This is a genomic window from Pseudomonas sp. CH235, from assembly GCF_004368175.1.
GTDB lineage: Bacteria > Pseudomonadota > Gammaproteobacteria > Pseudomonadales > Pseudomonadaceae > Aquipseudomonas > Aquipseudomonas paraglycinae.
In genome coordinates this window covers 26116-41469 of record NZ_RRZJ01000002.1, presented here as the reverse complement: position 1 = coordinate 41469, position 15354 = coordinate 26116, and the positions used below count along the sequence as shown (strand labels likewise).

At 61.7% G+C, this 15354-nt stretch carries 14 protein-coding genes and 1 pseudogene; 3 read left to right on the top strand and 12 right to left on the bottom strand.

Annotation, left to right across the window (positions count from 1 at the left end; all coding sequences use genetic code 11):
- Nucleotides 1-3 precede the first annotated feature (3 nt).
- From EIY71_RS02455 to EIY71_RS02430, 6 genes are read right to left on the bottom strand one after another with little or no spacing between them, the layout of a single operon-like run.
- Nucleotides 4-1335, bottom strand: coding sequence for a DUF58 domain-containing protein (locus tag EIY71_RS02455; protein ID WP_134020355.1), 1332 nt, complete (start codon nucleotides 1333-1335; stop codon nucleotides 4-6).
- Nucleotides 1332-2333, bottom strand: coding sequence for a MoxR family ATPase (locus tag EIY71_RS02450; RefSeq protein WP_102687239.1), 1002 nt, complete (start codon nucleotides 2331-2333; stop codon nucleotides 1332-1334). The genes EIY71_RS02455 and EIY71_RS02450 overlap by 4 nt, the downstream gene beginning before the upstream one ends.
- The gene (locus EIY71_RS02445; protein WP_102687240.1) at nucleotides 2330-3496 is read right to left on the bottom strand and encodes a DUF4350 domain-containing protein; all 1167 of its coding nucleotides are present in this window, start codon (nucleotides 3494-3496) and stop codon (nucleotides 2330-2332) included. Before EIY71_RS02445 ends, EIY71_RS02450 begins: the two co-directional genes overlap by 4 nt.
- Entirely contained in the window at nucleotides 3493-5037 is a 1545-nt protein-coding gene (locus tag EIY71_RS02440) for a DUF4129 domain-containing protein (RefSeq protein WP_134020352.1), read from the bottom strand. The genes EIY71_RS02445 and EIY71_RS02440 overlap by 4 nt, the downstream gene beginning before the upstream one ends.
- Nucleotides 5024-6001 (bottom strand): stage II sporulation protein M, encoded by a 978-nt coding sequence (locus EIY71_RS02435; RefSeq protein ID WP_134020349.1) that lies wholly within the window; start codon nucleotides 5999-6001, stop codon nucleotides 5024-5026. The genes EIY71_RS02440 and EIY71_RS02435 overlap by 14 nt, the downstream gene beginning before the upstream one ends.
- Nucleotides 5998-6723 carry an RDD family protein gene (locus EIY71_RS02430; RefSeq protein ID WP_085745220.1) on the bottom strand — a complete coding sequence of 242 codons (726 nt, stop codon included), beginning with the start codon at nucleotides 6721-6723 and terminating at the stop codon, nucleotides 5998-6000. Before EIY71_RS02430 ends, EIY71_RS02435 begins: the two co-directional genes overlap by 4 nt.
- 180 nt (nucleotides 6724-6903) lie before the next feature.
- On the opposite strand from EIY71_RS02430, the gene sbcB reads away from it, so the two are divergent.
- Entirely contained in the window at nucleotides 6904-8334 is a 1431-nt protein-coding gene (sbcB, locus tag EIY71_RS02425) for an exodeoxyribonuclease I (RefSeq protein WP_102687244.1), read from the top strand.
- A gap of 102 nt (nucleotides 8335-8436) precedes the next feature.
- On the opposite strand, the gene mvaT is transcribed toward sbcB, so the two are convergent.
- Nucleotides 8437-8814 (bottom strand): histone-like nucleoid-structuring protein MvaT, encoded by a 378-nt coding sequence (gene mvaT / locus EIY71_RS02420; protein ID WP_007951234.1) that lies wholly within the window; start codon nucleotides 8812-8814, stop codon nucleotides 8437-8439.
- A gap of 339 nt (nucleotides 8815-9153) precedes the next feature.
- Between mvaT and purU the strand changes: the two genes are divergently transcribed.
- Together purU and EIY71_RS28520 are read left to right on the top strand one after the other, a co-directional pair.
- A complete protein-coding gene (purU, locus tag EIY71_RS02410; RefSeq protein ID WP_011335666.1) occupies nucleotides 9154-10002 on the top strand; it encodes a formyltetrahydrofolate deformylase in 849 nt (282 codons plus the stop codon).
- Between the two features lie 134 nt (nucleotides 10003-10136).
- Nucleotides 10137-10313: a hypothetical protein gene (locus tag EIY71_RS28520; protein ID WP_166673414.1), complete on the top strand. Its 177-nt coding sequence runs from the start codon at nucleotides 10137-10139 to the stop codon at nucleotides 10311-10313.
- Here EIY71_RS28520 and EIY71_RS02405 read toward each other — a convergent pair.
- The 5 genes and pseudogenes from EIY71_RS02405 to EIY71_RS28885 all read right to left on the bottom strand — a co-directional run.
- Nucleotides 10297-11295, bottom strand: coding sequence for a lysylphosphatidylglycerol synthase transmembrane domain-containing protein (locus EIY71_RS02405; protein WP_085745217.1), 999 nt, complete (start codon nucleotides 11293-11295; stop codon nucleotides 10297-10299). The genes EIY71_RS28520 and EIY71_RS02405 overlap by 17 nt on opposite strands.
- Nucleotides 11292-12068, bottom strand: a complete 777-nt coding sequence (locus tag EIY71_RS02400; protein WP_085745216.1) for a DUF2334 domain-containing protein — start codon at nucleotides 12066-12068, stop codon at nucleotides 11292-11294. Before EIY71_RS02400 ends, EIY71_RS02405 begins: the two co-directional genes overlap by 4 nt.
- Nucleotides 12061-13173: a glycosyltransferase family 1 protein gene (locus tag EIY71_RS02395; protein ID WP_085745215.1), complete on the bottom strand. Its 1113-nt coding sequence runs from the start codon at nucleotides 13171-13173 to the stop codon at nucleotides 12061-12063. Before EIY71_RS02395 ends, EIY71_RS02400 begins: the two co-directional genes overlap by 8 nt.
- 158 nt (nucleotides 13174-13331) lie before the next feature.
- On the bottom strand, nucleotides 13332-14096 hold the full coding sequence (locus EIY71_RS28890) for a methyl-accepting chemotaxis protein (protein WP_371855245.1): 765 nt from the start codon (nucleotides 14094-14096) through the stop codon (nucleotides 13332-13334).
- Between the two features lie 93 nt (nucleotides 14097-14189).
- Nucleotides 14190-15221 (bottom strand): annotated as a pseudogene (locus EIY71_RS28885) (cache domain-containing protein); the annotation flags it as partial.
- Between the last annotated feature and the right edge of the window lie 133 nt (nucleotides 15222-15354).

Here is a 15354-nt window from a genome sequence, read left to right as displayed (position 1 = left end):
AAGTCACAAGGCCTCGCCTTTTTTCCAGGCCAGATATCGGGCCACCAACTCGGCGCCCAGTTCGGTGGGCCGGGCATTGATGATCGGTACTCCATGAATCCTCAACTGCTCATGGAGTCTTGCCGTGCCGTTCAAGTAATCCACCGTTGCACAATAGGCCAGCGCTTCCGTCAGCGATTGAACCGGAGTCAGCCGCACGTCTTCGAGCCTTTCTTCGTACAGGCTGGCGATGAGTACGCGGTGTTGCCTGCCCAGTTGTGTCATGGCAGTCAGCAGCTCTTCATCAACCTCATCCCGCACATTAGTCACCAACACCACCAGCGCCCGACGCTTCTGCCTGGCCAACAACTGATCCACCGCCGCCGGATAATCCGCCGAACGTCGCGTGCTATCCAGATCATAAACACCGTTGAGCAACACCTTGAGCTGCCCCGTACCTTTGACCGGTGCAATAAACCGAGGCTGATCGCTGGCGAAGGTGGACAAGCCCACCGCATCCCCCTGCCGCAGCGCCACATAACTCAACAGCAGACACGCATTCAACGCATGATCGAAATGCGACAGCTCGCCGTCCTGACTGCGCATCTGTCGCCCGCAGTCGAGCATAAAAATGATCTGTTGATCCCGTTCGTCTTCGTATTCCCGGGCAATCGGTGTGCGGTGGCGGGCGGTGGCTTTCCAGTCGATCTGGCGCAGGCTGTCGCCTTCGCGAAATTCTCGCAGTTGATGGAATTCCATCCCTTGGCCACGGCCTTGGCGCTGGCGTACGCCGAGCTGGCTGAGCCAGTTGTCGACCGCCAGCAATTGGCCGCCGTAGAGTCGGGCGAAGTCGGGGTAGACGCGGGTGTGGTCGGTGATGTTCAGCAGGCGTTTGCCGGACCACAGGCCGAAGGGGCTCGGCAAGTTGAGTTCGCAGGTTTCGAAAGTGAAGTAGCCGCGCTTGAGCGGGCGCAGGCGATAGCCGATCAGGCTACGCTGGCCGGGTTGCAGCTCGGTGGAGAGCGGCAGGTTTTCATGGCTGAGGCCGTCGGGTACGTGGTCGAAGAGTTGAATGGCCAGTGGTGGGTCGAGGTCGTGTTCGACTTCCAGCCGGATTTCGCTCCAGCGACCGAGGGCCAGGCTGTCGGGCATCTGTCGTTGCACGCGGGGCGAGGGCAGGCGCTTGAGGCGCAGCGCGTCCAGCAGGCTCAGCGCAAACAGCGCCAGCAACAATCCCCAGTTGATCGACAGCAGGCTCGATGGCACCTCGACGTCCAGCGCCTGCAACGCGCCCAGCACAATGCCGATGACCAGCAGGGTCGCCAGCCAGATCAACAGCAGGCGCGAGGGTTTCACAGGCGCGGCGCCGGTACTTGGTCGAGCAGTTGCTGAAGGACTTGATCGACTTGCAGCCCTTCGATGTCCAGCTCCGGCGCAAGGCGTACGCGATGGCGCAACACCGCCAGTGCGCAGCCCTTGATGTCGTCGGGAATCACGAATTCACCGCCGCGCAACAGGGCTCGGGCGCGGGCGCAGCGCACCAGTGCAATGGAGGCACGTGGCCCGGCGCCGAGGGTCAGCCCCGGCCAGGTGCGGGTGCTGCGGGCGAGGCGCACGGCGTAATCGAGTACCTGCTCGTCCAGCGGCAGATCGCTGGCGATGCGTTGCAGGGCTTGCACATCCTTGGCCTGCAACACGGTGCGCAGCGGTTGCACGTCGAGCATATCGGCGCGGGTCGAGCGGCTGACCTGACGCACCATGTCCAGCTCCTGATCGGCGTCGGGATAATCCATGCGCACCTTGAGCATGAAGCGATCGAGTTCGGCTTCCGGCAGCGGGTAAGTGCCTTCCTGTTCGATCGGGTTCTGCGTGGCGAGCACCATGAACGGCTGGGCGATCGGCAGGGCCCGGCCTTCGAGGGTGACCTGACGTTCCTGCATCGCTTCGAGCAGGGCGGCTTGCGTCTTGGCCGGGGCGCGGTTGATCTCGTCGGCCAGCAGCAGGTTGGTGAACAACGGGCCTTTGCGCAGTTTGAACTGCTCGGTCTGCAAGTCGTAGACCGCGTGGCCGGTGACGTCGCTGGGCATCAGATCCGGGGTGAACTGGATACGTGCAAACTCGCCGCCGAAGCACTTAGCGAGGGCGCGTACCAACAGGGTTTTGCCGAGGCCGGGAACGCCTTCGAGCAGCACGTGACCGCCGGCGATCAGCGCGGTCAGCACGTCGTCGATCACCGGGTTCTGGCCGATCAGCGCCTTCTGCAATTCACCGCGCACCGCTTGCGCCAACTGGCTCGCGCGCTGGCGTTGCTGGGCCGCGTGGCCGGGCGAGCCGGGTTCGATGTGTTCGGTCATAGCGTGTTCCTCAAGGCTTGCAGGTGAGCGACCTGACGGCAGAATTCGGCGCTGGACATACGCCGCTTCGGTGCCGGGCTCAGGGCCTGGCTGATGGCACGGGTCGGCTGGCGGGTCAGGCGCGACAGCACCAGCCATTGTTCGGCGACGTTCAGTTGGTCGAAACCGGGATGACGATGGCGGGCGCGGCGCAGGACGTCCTGCTGCAACGCTTGCAGCAAGGTCTGTTGACCGTTGTGACGCAGGATGAAATCGGCACTGGCGCGCAGGTGTTCCATCAACTGCCGGCGACCACTCGGAGCCGGCGCTTGCAACGGTCCGTGACGCACGCCGACATGCCACAGCCACAGGCCGATCAGCGCCAACAGGGCGACGATGGCTTGCGGGAAATAGCGCCAGAGCAGGGTCAACAGACCGTCGTGTTCGGTGTTGTACAACAAGGTCACGGCGGTGTCGGCGCTGAGGTACCAGAGCAGCCAGGCATTGTCGTGCTGTGCAATCGCCGGGGTTTTCCACAGGTCGGCATCGGTGACCACGGTGATCGTGCCGAGGCCGAAAGCCAGTTGCATCATGTGCGTGGCTTTCGCGCTGTTGGCCCAGGCCTGGGCGAGGTTTTTCGGGTCGTCGAGGTGGAACGCGGTGTCGAACCCGGCATAGGCGGGCGCGTCTTCGTCTTCCAGATAGAGCTTGGTCAGGTTGGGGTAAGGATCTTCGGCGGCATCCGGTGGCGTGCCCTTGAGATCCTTGGTGAAGGATTGATGCAGTTGCACGCGGTCGAGCAGCAGGTCGTTGCTCTGTCCGGTCTTCTCATCCCAGATCGATTCGGCGACGAACACCAGCCTTCCGCCGGCCCGGGCCCAGTTCAGAACCTGATCGACCTGGCGCGGGGTCATTTTCGAGCGGTCGTTGAACATCAGCAGCGTGTGCTGGCGCGGGTCGATGTCGGGCAACACGGCGAGGCTTTCGGCATGACTGACGTCGATTCCGCGTTCACGCAGAAACATCTCCGCCGCCAGATAGGGATTGGCTTGTGCGGCGGGGGACGGGCCGTGATCGACCTCGGCCTGGTAAGGCGTGGCTTTGAGGTACAGATAAATGCCCAGCGCACCGAGCAGGGCGACGATCAGCGCGCCACCCAAAAGCCAGAGCGTGCGCCGGCTCAACGGGCAACTCCGTGGCCGAACAGGGTGCGCCAGCCATCACACAATTCCTGTTGCAGATGCGCCGCCGGTACGCGGTGCCCGTAGGCCATGTTCTGCCAGTGGCCGGTGAGATGACGGCTATAAGTGAGCAGGTCCGGTCGCTGCAATTGTTCGATCCGGGCCAGCACTTCGTTTTCGGTGTCGGCGGGTTTGAGGGTCAGGTTGAAGTCGTGCAATAGATGACTGAGCAGTGCCCGGTACAGCAGACCCAGTGCCGCACGCGGTTCGGTTTGCCAGAGTTGCTCCGCGTGGCTGGCGATGTCATCGGGCAGGCTTTCCTTTTGCAGATCCAGACCGAAGGCCTGTTGCGGCAAGGGCCTTTTGATCTGTTCGGGCAGGCGCGGACGGCGGCCGACGAACGCTTGCAGAAAATCCCGATAACGCCAGACCAGCCAGCCAAGCCCGGCGATAACTGCGCCCCACAGCACGACTTCGATCGCCTTGGCCAGACCGTCGAGGTGTCGACCGTTCAGCCAGTCGAGCAGGGTCTTCAACCATGGCGGTGCTTCGCCTTCCTTGGGTTTTTCGGCAGCAGCGGGATCTTCGCCGAAGCGATAACGGGTGACGGTTTCCTTGTTCTTGAACGGCGGTTGTTCGAGCAAGGCCTTGATGCTGTTGCGGGACGCCTCGCTGGTCAAAGGCTGGTTCAAGAGGCGCGGCGCATCCGGAGCCGTGGCAGGATCGACAGCCCAGGCTGAGGGCAACCCCGGCAACAGCAGACACGCCACCAGTAGCAAGCCGATTGCGCTGCTGTTCAAACGCTGGCGCAAACGGCGAAACACCAGTTCGATGTCCCAGGCTTCGAGGACGGTGCGGCGGTTCAGATACAGGCTGAACCCGCAGGCGACATACACCGGTTCCCAGATGACAAGGATCAGCGCATGGAACGCATTGGTCAGATGCTCCAGCCAGCGCCATTCGTAGTCGGCCGCGAAGATCAGGCTTTGCCAGTCCCAATCGGTTTCGACCTGTTGCGGCAGAAGCAGGTAGAACAACACCATCAGGCCGATCCACAGTGCCGTTTCCAGATGCACGCCGATGATCGTCAGCCACTGCGCGGCGCCGGCATTGCGTTGCAACAGCACTTGTAAACGCTGCTGGCGGGCGGTGCCGTCGAGGCCTTCGAGTTGCAGCACGGGCAGCAGGAAGCTGCGGCTCAGGCTGAAGCGGCGCCAGGTCAGGCTGGCGAGGAGTTGCGGCTTTAGCAGGCGCGGCCATTGGCGCAAGGCCTGTTTCAAGGTGGGTGTTTCGCCGAACAGTGCCTTGGACAGGATGTACAGCGGCAAGCGTTCGTAGGCCGGTTTCAGCCACCAGAAGATGAACACGGCGAGTGACGGCGAATCCCAAAACAACAGGCTGAGCACCGCGAAAAGCGGCAGTGTGACGATGGCCCAACTGGTCATCAGCAGGCGCCGGTGCTGCTGGCTCATGAGCACGCCCAGATCCATGCTTTCCCAGGTGGTGCGCGGACGGATCGCCACGGTCGCATCACTCAGGCGCATGACGGGTCCTTCCGGCGAATAGCAGATAGAGCGCCACGCAGAGCCAGAGCCCGGCGCCGACCAGGTATTTGGTCTGCGGCGAAACCCCGGTGCGCGACGACCAGTAGGCTTCGATAAACGCGGCGATCAACAGAAACAGCATCACGCCACTGATCAGCAGGATGCTCTGGCGCGCCGCAATCTGCAGGGCTTCGATTCGTGTCAGGCGTCCCGGCGCGATCAACGCCCAGCCCAGTTTCAGTCCTGCCGCACCGGCCAGGGCGATGGCGCTGAGTTCGAAAGCACCGTGCCCGATCACGAACGACCAGAAGGTCTGGCCGAAGCCGATCTCGCTGAGATGGCCGGCCACCGCGCCGATGATCAGCCCGTTGTAGAACAGGAAAAACGCACTGCCCACCCCCAGCAGCAAACCGCTGGCGAAGGTCTGAAAGGCGATGCCGATGTTGTGCATGATGTAGTAACCGAACATCACCCAGTCTTCGCTCGCCGCGCGTTCGGCCGAACGCCCGAGATGGCCGGCGGCGGGGTCGTACATGCTTTGCATTTCGCGCACCTGATCGGCGGGGATCAGGTTATAGACCAGCTCCGGAAACAGGAAAACCAGCAAACCGAAACCGGCCAGGCTGCCGAAGAACAACAGGGCGGCGGCCAGCACGAAGCGCCATTCGGCGCGCACCAACCGTGGAAAGCCGGCGAGGATGAAACCCAGCACGTTAGCGCCGAGCTGACTTCGATGCCGATAAAGCTGTTGATGGCCGCGCAGCACTTGCTGTTGCAGCGAGTCGACCAGAAAACTGCTGTAGCCACGTTCCTGCGCCAGCGCCAAGTGCTGGCAGAGTCGGCGATAAGCCTTGGGAAATTCCGCTACCTGCGAAGTGTCCTTGCCGCGTTCCAGACGTTCGAGGGCGAGGGTGAAACGCTCCCATTCGGCCTTGTGGCGAGTTTCGAAAAGGCTTTGCTTCATGACGGACCCAGCAGGCCGCGCGCGATGCCGTTGAGTTCACCGACGGCTTTCGGCGCACTGATGTGCAGTGGCTGGGCGAGTAATGCAGCAAGTTCGTTGACCCGCGCCGTCGACAGTTCACCCTGGCGCTCGGCGAAAGCGAGCAGGGCGCGTTGTTCAGTCAGGGTCAGCGGGACCGGCGAGCGGCGGGGTTCGGCATCGGGCAATTGCGGGCGCTTGAGCGGGCGTTCGCTATAGATCACCAGCGTGCCGGCAGCGATGTCGCCGAGGCGTTTGAAGGTCGGGTGTTGCAGGCAACTGATCGCACCGAGGAAATAGCCGAACGGCATCAGGTCGACAAAACGCAGCAGGTTGCGCAGCAGCGAGGCTGACCAGCCGACCGGTGTGCCGTCGTCGTGCACCACCCGCAGGCCCATCCATTGCTTGCCCGGTGAGCGGCCCTCACGCAGCACCTCGAACAACACCATGTACCACCAGCTCACCACGAACAGCAGCAGTGAGCCCAGGCCGATACCGAGTTTGCCGAGCAACGCCAGCACCATGAGCAGCAGGCCCAAAATCAGCCCGCGCAACCCCAGATCGAGGGTGAACGCCACAGCACGCACCATCAGGCCGGCGGGACGCAGCGGCAGGTCGATGCCTTCCGGCGTTTCGACCTGGTGCCGCGTGTCCAGTGGCGGGGCCAGCGGTGCTTTCCTTGGCGGTGCTGTGGTCTCGAGCATGGGCTACCTGATGTTGCCGGATCGGGATGCAAGTGCGTCCGATGCTAGCAGTCTCTCGGGGGGAAACGACATAACTATGTCATACACATCGTTCAACCAAAGGTGACTGAATGATGCGGCGCTGGCCGCGACCGCAGTCGAACGCCTAGACTTTGCCGATCTTCAGTTCAGGAACCGCCCGTGACTTCCATTTTCTGGTACGACTACGAAACCACCGGCATCAATCCCCGATGCGACCGCCCGTTGCAGGTGGCCGGGATCCGCACCGACCACGAACTCAACGAAATCGACGCGCCGGTCAATCTCTACTGCCAGCCCAGCGAAGACATCCTTCCGCACCCGGCGGCATGCGCGATCACTGGCATCACCCCGAGCCGCCTCGCCGAACAGGGCTTGAGCGAAGCCGACTTCATGACCCGGGTTCACGCTCAGCTCGCGGCTCCCGGCACCTGCGGCGCTGGGTACAACACCCTGCGCTTCGACGACGAGATGACCCGCTACAGCCTGTACCGCAACTTTTTCGATCCCTATGCCCGTGAATGGCAGGGCGGCAATAGTCGCTGGGACCTGATCGATGTAGTACGAGCCGCCTATGCGTTGCGCCCGGACGGGCTGGTCTGGCCGACCGATGACGAAGGCAAGGTGACGCTCAAGCTCGAACGCCTGACCGCCGCCAACAACATCGACCACGGCAATGCTCACGAAGCCTTGTCGGACGTACGCGCCACCATTGCCCTGGCCCGGTTGATCCGCGAGAAGCAGCCGAAGTTGTATGACTGGCTGTTCCAGTTGCGCAGCAAACAGAAGGTCATGGACCAGATTCGTCTGTTGCAGCCGATGGTGCACATCTCCGGTCGTTTCTCCGCTGCGCGCAGTTATGTCGGCGTGGTGCTGCCACTGGCCTGGCATCCGCGCAACAAGAATGCGCTGATTGTCTGTGATCTGCACCTGGACCCGCAGGGCCTGCTCGACCTGGATGCCGAAACATTGCGCCAGCGCCTGTATACCCGGCGTGACGATCTGGCCGAAGGCGAGTTGCCGGTGCCGCTCAAGCTGATTCACATCAACAAGTGCCCGGTGGTGGCGCCGTTGTCGGTCCTGAGGGCTGAAGATCAGCAGCGTCTGGGTCTGGACATGGCGTTGTATCAGGCGCGTGCATTGCGACTAAGTGACGCACAACAAGTTTGGAAAGATAAAGTCTCGGCGATTTATGCCAGCGAAGATTTCACCTCGAGTGAAGATCCCGAACAACAGTTGTACGACGGATTTATCGGTGATCGCGATCGTCGTTTATGTGAGCAAGTGAGGACGACCGATCCTGCTCAATTGGCGCGAGAGCAATGGCCGTTCGATGATGAACGTTTGCCTGAATTGTTGTTTCGATATCGAGCACGTAACTTTCCCGATACGTTGAATTTCGAAGAGCAAGAACGCTGGAAAATCTTTTGCCGGCAACGCTTGTCCGCGCCGGAGTGGGGCGCCCCTAATACCTTGCAATCTTTTGCCGAGGCCATGGAGCAATGGCTGCTTAGTGCTGCGCCGATGCAGGCCGAGGTGTTGGTTGAATGGCAGAACTATGTCCAGGCATTGCGCAAACGTTTGGATCTTTGAAATCGAACATGTCCGGCATCTTGAATGCCGTGCATAAAAAAACGCCAGCATTCGCTGGCGTTTTTTTGTGTCACAGAAGCGCTCTGCGACAAGGGTTGCGGCTTAGCCCAGCAGGGTAGCCCAGCCTTCAACCACGTCACCGCCCCACTTGGCTTTCCACTCTTTCAGAGTTTTGTGGTTGCCACCTTTGGTTTCGATGACTTCGCCGTTGTGCGGGTTTTTGTATTGTTTAACTTTGCGAGCACGCTTGGTGCCGGTAGTTTTGGCTGCGCCGCCACGTGGTGCTTTGGTTTTGGACTCTGGATCCAGCAGCGCGATGATGTCGCGCAGGGATTTGGAATATTCGCCCATCAGTGTGCGCAGTTTGCCTTCGAATTCCAGCTCGGCTTGCAGTTTGTCGTCTTGCGACAGGTTCTTCAAACGGGCTTGCAGCTCTTTGATAGCTTCTTCGGTGGCGCGATATTCGTTGATCAAGGACATGATTACTACCTTATGTGGGAGTGCGCGATGGCAGGGGACAGTGCGGCAATAATAGTCAGGCTGTTTCATCAAGTAAACATTTAACCGGGGTTTTTATTTGAATTAGTTACGTTGAAAAGCCGTGAATTGAATGTTCAGTTAAATAATGTGATGGAGTCTTCACAGATATTCACACAAGCCTGTTCATGCATGGCTATTACTGCGCCATCATTCTGGCGTTTGAGGGCGTCAAAAAAGCTGCGGCGGCCTGCCGTGAGGCTTCGAGGGTCATCAATACTGCAGTTTTTCCGCGCAGTCGCTAGAATGGCCGCCTTTGCGAAGTTCTGGAGTTTCCCCCTCATGCGCACTTTTCGGCTGGTGATTTCTTGCCCGGACCGCGTTGGCATCGTTGCCAAAGTCAGTAACTTTCTGGCGGCCCACAATGGCTGGATCACCGAAGCGAGCCACCACTCGGATAACCAGGTCGGCTGGTTCTTCATGCGTCACGAAATCCGTGCCGATTCCCTGCCTTTCGGTATCGAGGTGTTGCGCGAGAAGTTTGCACCGATCGCCGAAGAGTTCTCGATGGACTGGCGCATCACCGACACCGAGCAGAAAAAACGCGTGGTGCTGATGGCCAGCCGCGAATCCCACTGCCTGGCTGACCTGCTGCACCGCTGGCACAGCGACGAGCTGGATTGCGAGATTTCCTGCGTGATTTCCAACCACGACGACCTGCGCAGCATGGTCGAGTGGCACGGCATTCCTTATTACCACGTGCCGGTCAATCCGCAGGACAAGCAACCGGCCTTCGACGAAGTGTCGCGCCTGGTCAAGCAGCACGATGCCGAAGTGGTGGTGCTGGCGCGCTACATGCAGATCCTGCCGCCGGACATGTGCCGCGAATACGCGCATAAGGTCATCAACATTCACCACAGCTTCCTGCCGTCGTTCGTCGGTGCCAAGCCGTACCACCAGGCTTCGATGCGCGGGGTGAAGCTGATAGGTGCGACCTGCCACTACGTGACCGAAGAGCTGGACGCCGGACCGATCATCGAGCAGGACGTGGTGCGTGTCAGCCACAGCGACAGCATCGAAGACATGGTGCGTTTCGGCCGTGACGTCGAGAAGATGGTGCTGGCCCGTGGTCTGCGTTATCACCTGGAAGACCGCGTGCTGGTGCACGGCAACAAGACCGTGGTGTTCTGATTCAGGATCGTTCCCACGCTCTGCGTGGGAATGCCTCTTCAGACGCTCCGCGTCTGCTTTGGGACGCAGGGCGTCCCGGGCTGCGTTCCCACGCAGAGCGTGGGAACGATCCACGGACCTTGAGGACATTACCGATGAGCGATCCACTGGACAAAGTCACTTCCAAGGCGCCCGCCACGCTCGGCGAGGGCTGCCTCAGCCGCTATGACCCGGATGACCTGAGCCCGGAGGATGGCACGGAGTTTCCCGGCGCTGCCGAACTGTGGGAACAACTCAAGGACGAAGACGATGACCTCAAGAAGCCTGTCTGACGCTCAGCAGCTTTTTCAGCAATGGCCGGCCCAGCATCAGTAGAAACACCGGGCCACCGACCAGCAGATAGAAGTAATACGTCACCACCCGCCAGATCAGGATCGCCGCCGCCGCGGTCGATTTGCCGACCATCGGCGCCAACAGCGCCGCCGAGGTCAATTCCGCTGCACCGGCACCGCCCGGCAACAGGCTGAATTGCCCCGCACCCAGCGAAAGCATCTGGATCAGAAACGTCCAGGCCCACTGCACATCCGTCCCCAGCCCGCGCAACGCCAGATACAGCACGCTGTAACGCAGCGACCAGTGCACGCAGGTCAGGACGAACACCTTGATCAATGTCTGCCACGGTAATTTCAGCGCATCGGTGAAAGCGGCAAGAAAGTGCAGCAACTGCCGTGCCCAGCGCCGTCGGGTACGCGGTTCGACGTTCATCCCGGCCAGCAGGCGCCCGCTCAGGCGAATCAAGCGACGGTGATAACGCGCGACCAGCACGCAACTGAACAGGCCGCCGGTCAACGACAGGGCACTGACGATCAGCAGCCATTCCATACGGTCGCTGAGATGCTGGAACAGCGCGTAGATCAGAATTCCGCTCAGGGCGCAGAGAAAGAACAGCAGATCGCTCAACTGATCCATCGCAAACACGGCGCTGCCCCGGGCCGGACGCACGCCGCTGCGCGCCAGCAGCGCCATGATCGTCAACGGTCCTCCGCTGCCGCCGGGTGTGGCGCACCAGGCAAATTCGGCGGCCATCACCACCCCGAGGCTTTTGAGGGGTGTGACCCGGTCACGCTGATCGCCGAGCAACAGCCGCAGGCGCAAGGTGTTGATGCCCCAGCACAGCAGAACCATGGCGAACATGATCAACAGCCAGCGCAGCGGAAACGCCTGCAGGCGCCCCCAGGTCTCGCCGCCCCCGAGCAGGACGGGCACCGCCACGGCCACCAGCAGGCCGATCAGCAACAGAATGCCGCGACTCAAGCGGCACGCTCGGCTTGAGTGCGCTGGCGCGTCAGCCAGTCGATTTTGGTCATGGGCACACGTCCGTCCGCGAGCAGTCGTTCAAGGGTGCGCCACCAGTAATCCCGGGAAAAGCGGTGGCGCATGTCCACCGGGTGCAAGCCTAGACGAATCACTGGCGCCTGGCGCCAGCGCTGCTCTCGCTGTTCGCTGATGACCTTCGACATGCCGCGACGCCAGGCGCTGCGTGCGCTCCAGACCAGTCCCGGGGCCTCGACCGCGGTGAAATCCGGCAAGTGATAAAGATGCTGCGGATCGCTGGTGTAGCGCAGCGGCAATTCGCGCAATGCCTGGCGCGTGCCGTCGCTCATCAGCCAGGCCGGGGCGACGAAACCGTGCAGCGGCCAGTCGTGGCGCCGAAACAGATCGATGCCCGGGCGCAGGCGGGCGAGGGCGGCTTCCCGGGACAACTGGTAGAACTCGCCTTCATGGGTGTAGACCCGGCGCATGAACCAGTCGCGCGCCGTGCGCGGGCCGGGCTCGGTGTCTTCATGAAAATGGCCGTGCAGGGCCAGTTCATCGCCGCGTGCGACGCGCTCGTCGAGCCTTCGACAGAACGCTGGATGGGCTTCAAGTGCATCGCGTCGATGGAAATCCGGAACCACCAGCCACGTCATCGGGACGTTGCCCAACCGGTCAACGGCTTCGACGAACGCTCGATAATCGGCCCACGTGGAGGGCGCCACGTCATGCAGCACCAGCATTACCGCCGGGCGCTCGTGAAATTCAGCCATTGGCCACCCGAGGAACCGAATCGCCGAGTACCGCGTGGTAATGGCTCAGCAGGCTGTCGACCACCGTGTCCCAGGCGTAATGCCGTTCGACATGTTGGCGTGCCTGCTGGCCGAGTACGCCAGTCCCGCGACTGAACAGTTCGCGCACGGCATTGGCCATGGCTTGCGCACTGTTCGGCGCGCAGAGCAGGCCGCAGGATTCGCTGACGATTTCTTCGAACGCTCCGGCCGCCACCGCCACCACCGGAATGCCGCAGGCCATGGCCTCCAGAATCACCAGACCGAAGGTTTCCTGATCGCCGGCGTGGATCAGCGCGTCGGCACTGGCCATCAGCCGTGCGACCTGCGCGGCCGGGCAGAACCGGTCGATCACGCTGACATTGTCCGGGACGGAAGCCGGCATCGACGAGCCGACCAGCAACAGGTGATAACGCGGGCCCAGGCGTTTCATGCAATCGAGCAGCACCGGCAGGTTTTTCTCCTTGGAACCGCGACCGGCGAAGATCAGCAGGCGCGTGTCCTCGGCGATCCCCAGTTCGCTGCGCAACCCGGCGTCGCGGGCATCCGGGTGGAAGGTGTGCAGATCAACGCCCAGCGGTTGCACGAAGACGTTGCGCACGCCCAACCCGCTGAGCTTGTCGGCCATCACCTGGCTGGGTGCCAGCACTCGGTCGAAATTGCCGTACAACTTGCGCACATACGCGTCGACATTCGGCGTGACCCAGTGGCCCATGCGGTTGCCCACCAGCAGCGGCAGATCCGAGTGATAGAAGCCGATCACTGGCACATCGAGTTGTCGACGCGCATCGAGCGCAGCCCATGCGGTGAGGTACGGATCACCAACTTCGATCAGATCAGGCTGCAGATCCTGCAGGACGTTTCGCCAAGGAGCCAGGCGCAGGGGAAAGCGATAGCCCTTGCCGAAGGGCAGGGCGGGGGCGGGAACCGTGTAGACGCCATCGCGTTCGCCCAAGTGCGCGCCGGGAATCAGCAGGCTGTGGCGGATGCCGGGCTTGACTCCCAGCCGGCGGTGCTTGGCATCCAGATAGGTGCGCACGCCACCGCTGGCCGGGGCGTAGAACATGGTGATGTCGGCGATATGCACGGTGAACGTCCCTCCGCGTTGATCTCCCTTGGTTGACCTTTATCAAGAATAGATGTTCGGTCGGGGTTTCGCGGTGGGGTGCAAGGCCGGTTTCGGAGGGATTGTCGGTCGTCTTCGTCGGACAGTTGTGAACGACGAAGACGACCGGCAGAGCGGCTTTAAATGCGGAAGCTGCCAACCAGTTGCTTCAATCGCGAAGCCTGCTGCTCCAGATCCGAGCAAGCCCGCAACGTCGCCTGCAGGTTTTCGACACCTTCCTGGTTCAGCGTATTGATCTCGGTGATATCCACGTTGATCGACTCGACCACAGCCGTCTGTTCCTCGGTTGCGGTAGCCACCGACTGGTTCATCCCGTCGATTTCACCAATGCGCTGGGTCACGCTGTTCAGGCGTTCGCCGGCGAGGTTGGCGATGTCCACGCTGTCCTGGCTGTGGCGCTGGCTGTCGCTCATGGTACTCACGGATTCGCGGGCGCCGACTTGCAGCTCCTCGATCATGGTTTGTACCTGTTGCGCCGATTCCTGGGTGCGGTGGGCGAGGTTGCGCACCTCGTCCGCCACCACCGCAAAGCCGCGACCGGCTTCACCGGCACGTGCCGCTTCGATGGCCGCGTTGAGCGCCAGCAGGTTGGTCTGCTGGGAAATGCTGGTGATCACTTCCAGGATCTGGCCGATGTTCACGGTCTTGCTGTTCAGCGATTCGATATTGCTGCTCGATGCGCTGAGCATGCTCGAAAGCTGATTCATGGCCTTGATGCTGCGCTCCACCACTTGCTGGCCGTCTTCAGCCAGGCCGCGGGCGTCGCTGGCCTGGGTCGAGGCCTGGGCGGCATTGCGGGCGATTTCCTGGGCGGCGGCGCCGAGCTGGTTGATCGCCGCAGCCACGCTGTTGGTGCGCGAGGCTTGCTGGTCGGAGTTGTACATCGACGAGTTCGAGGCCGCGACCACCCGCAGGGCGACTTCGTTGACCTGGCCGGTGGCCGATGACACTTCGCGAATCGAGCCGTGAATACGCTCGACGAAACGGTTGAACGCGGTGCCGAGCACGCCGAATTCGTCCTGATTCTGAATGGTCAGACGCTTGGTCAGGTCGCCTTCGCCGTCGGCGATGTCTTCCATGGCACGGGTCATCACGTGCAGCGGCTGGATCAGAATGCGGATCAGCATGCCGAGCAGGGCGATGATGATCGCCACGGCAATCACGGTCGCGATCACGGCCGAAGCGCGGAATTCGCTGAGCATCGAGAAGGCTTTGTCTTTGTCCACCGACAGACCGATGTACCAGTTCACCGACGGCAGGCCCTTGATCGGGGTGAAGTTGACGATGCGGGTCTTGCCGTCGACGGTGACTTCACTGAAGTCACTGCTGATGCGCGGGGTGTCCTGCGGATAGGCTTCCTTCAGTGACTTCATCACAAGGGCCTTGTCCGGGTGCACCAGGATCTTGCCGTCGGCGCTGACCAGGAACGCGTAGCCCATGCCGGAGAAGTCCCGGGCGCTGAGGGTGTTGATCAGGGTTTGCAGGCTCAGGTCGCCGCCCACCACGCCCACGCTCTGACCGGCCTTTTTCGCGGCGGTGGCGATGGAAATGATGGTCTGGCCGGTGGCGGCGTCGATGTACGGTTCGGTCAGGGTCGAGGTGCTGCTGCTTTCCGCACCTTTATACCAAGGACGAACACGTGGATCGAAACCGTCCGGCATCTTCGCATCCGGGCGGATGGTGAAGTGCCCGGTAGCATCGCCGAGGTAAGACGCCATGAAGGTCGACGTCAGGGCTTTCTGTTCCAGCAGGCTGGCGACGGCGGCAGGGTCGGGGTTGATGGCGATGTTCTGGGCCGCGTTCTCGATCAGCAGGATGCGCCCGCTGAGCCAGGTCTGGATATTGTCGGCTGTGACCTCGCCCATCTCGTTGAGGTAATTGTCCAGGTCCTCGCGGATCGCATTGCGTTGCAACCAGTCGTTGTACAGCGTGAACGAGGCGAAGGCGGCAATGACGATGAGGGCGGCGGCAAGCAGGATTTTATGGCTGAAACGCAGATTTTTGTTCATGGCTTGGGGTTCCGCTAAGGTCTTATTATTCAGGGCGTGCTTCTATAGATACTCGCCAGGTGGGCTTGATGGGTACAAGCAGGTATTTCCGCTTCTCCTTAGGGAAATCTCCGATGCGGATGTCAGTCGCATC

Excerpts from the sequence above, each read along its gene's own strand:
- EIY71_RS02450 (WP_102687239.1), bottom strand. The coding sequence starts at position 2,333 with ATGACCGAACACATCGAACCCGGCTCGCCCGGCCACGCGGCCCAGCAA.
- EIY71_RS02440 (WP_134020352.1), bottom strand. The coding sequence starts at position 5,037 with ATGCGCCTGAGTGATGCGACCGTGGCGATCCGTCCGCGCACCACCTGG.
- EIY71_RS02435 (WP_134020349.1), bottom strand. The coding sequence starts at position 6,001 with ATGAAGCAAAGCCTTTTCGAAACTCGCCACAAGGCCGAATGGGAGCGT.
- EIY71_RS02430 (WP_085745220.1), bottom strand. The coding sequence starts at position 6,723 with ATGCTCGAGACCACAGCACCGCCAAGGAAAGCACCGCTGGCCCCGCCA.
- mvaT (WP_007951234.1), bottom strand. The coding sequence starts at position 8,814 with ATGTCCTTGATCAACGAATATCGCGCCACCGAAGAAGCTATCAAAGAG.
- purU (WP_011335666.1), top strand. The coding sequence starts at position 9,154 with ATGCGCACTTTTCGGCTGGTGATTTCTTGCCCGGACCGCGTTGGCATC.
- EIY71_RS28520 (WP_166673414.1), top strand. The coding sequence starts at position 10,137 with ATGAGCGATCCACTGGACAAAGTCACTTCCAAGGCGCCCGCCACGCTC.
- EIY71_RS02400 (WP_085745216.1), bottom strand. The coding sequence starts at position 12,068 with ATGGCTGAATTTCACGAGCGCCCGGCGGTAATGCTGGTGCTGCATGAC.
- EIY71_RS28890 (WP_371855245.1), bottom strand. The coding sequence starts at position 14,096 with ATGTACAACTCCGACCAGCAAGCCTCGCGCACCAACAGCGTGGCTGCG.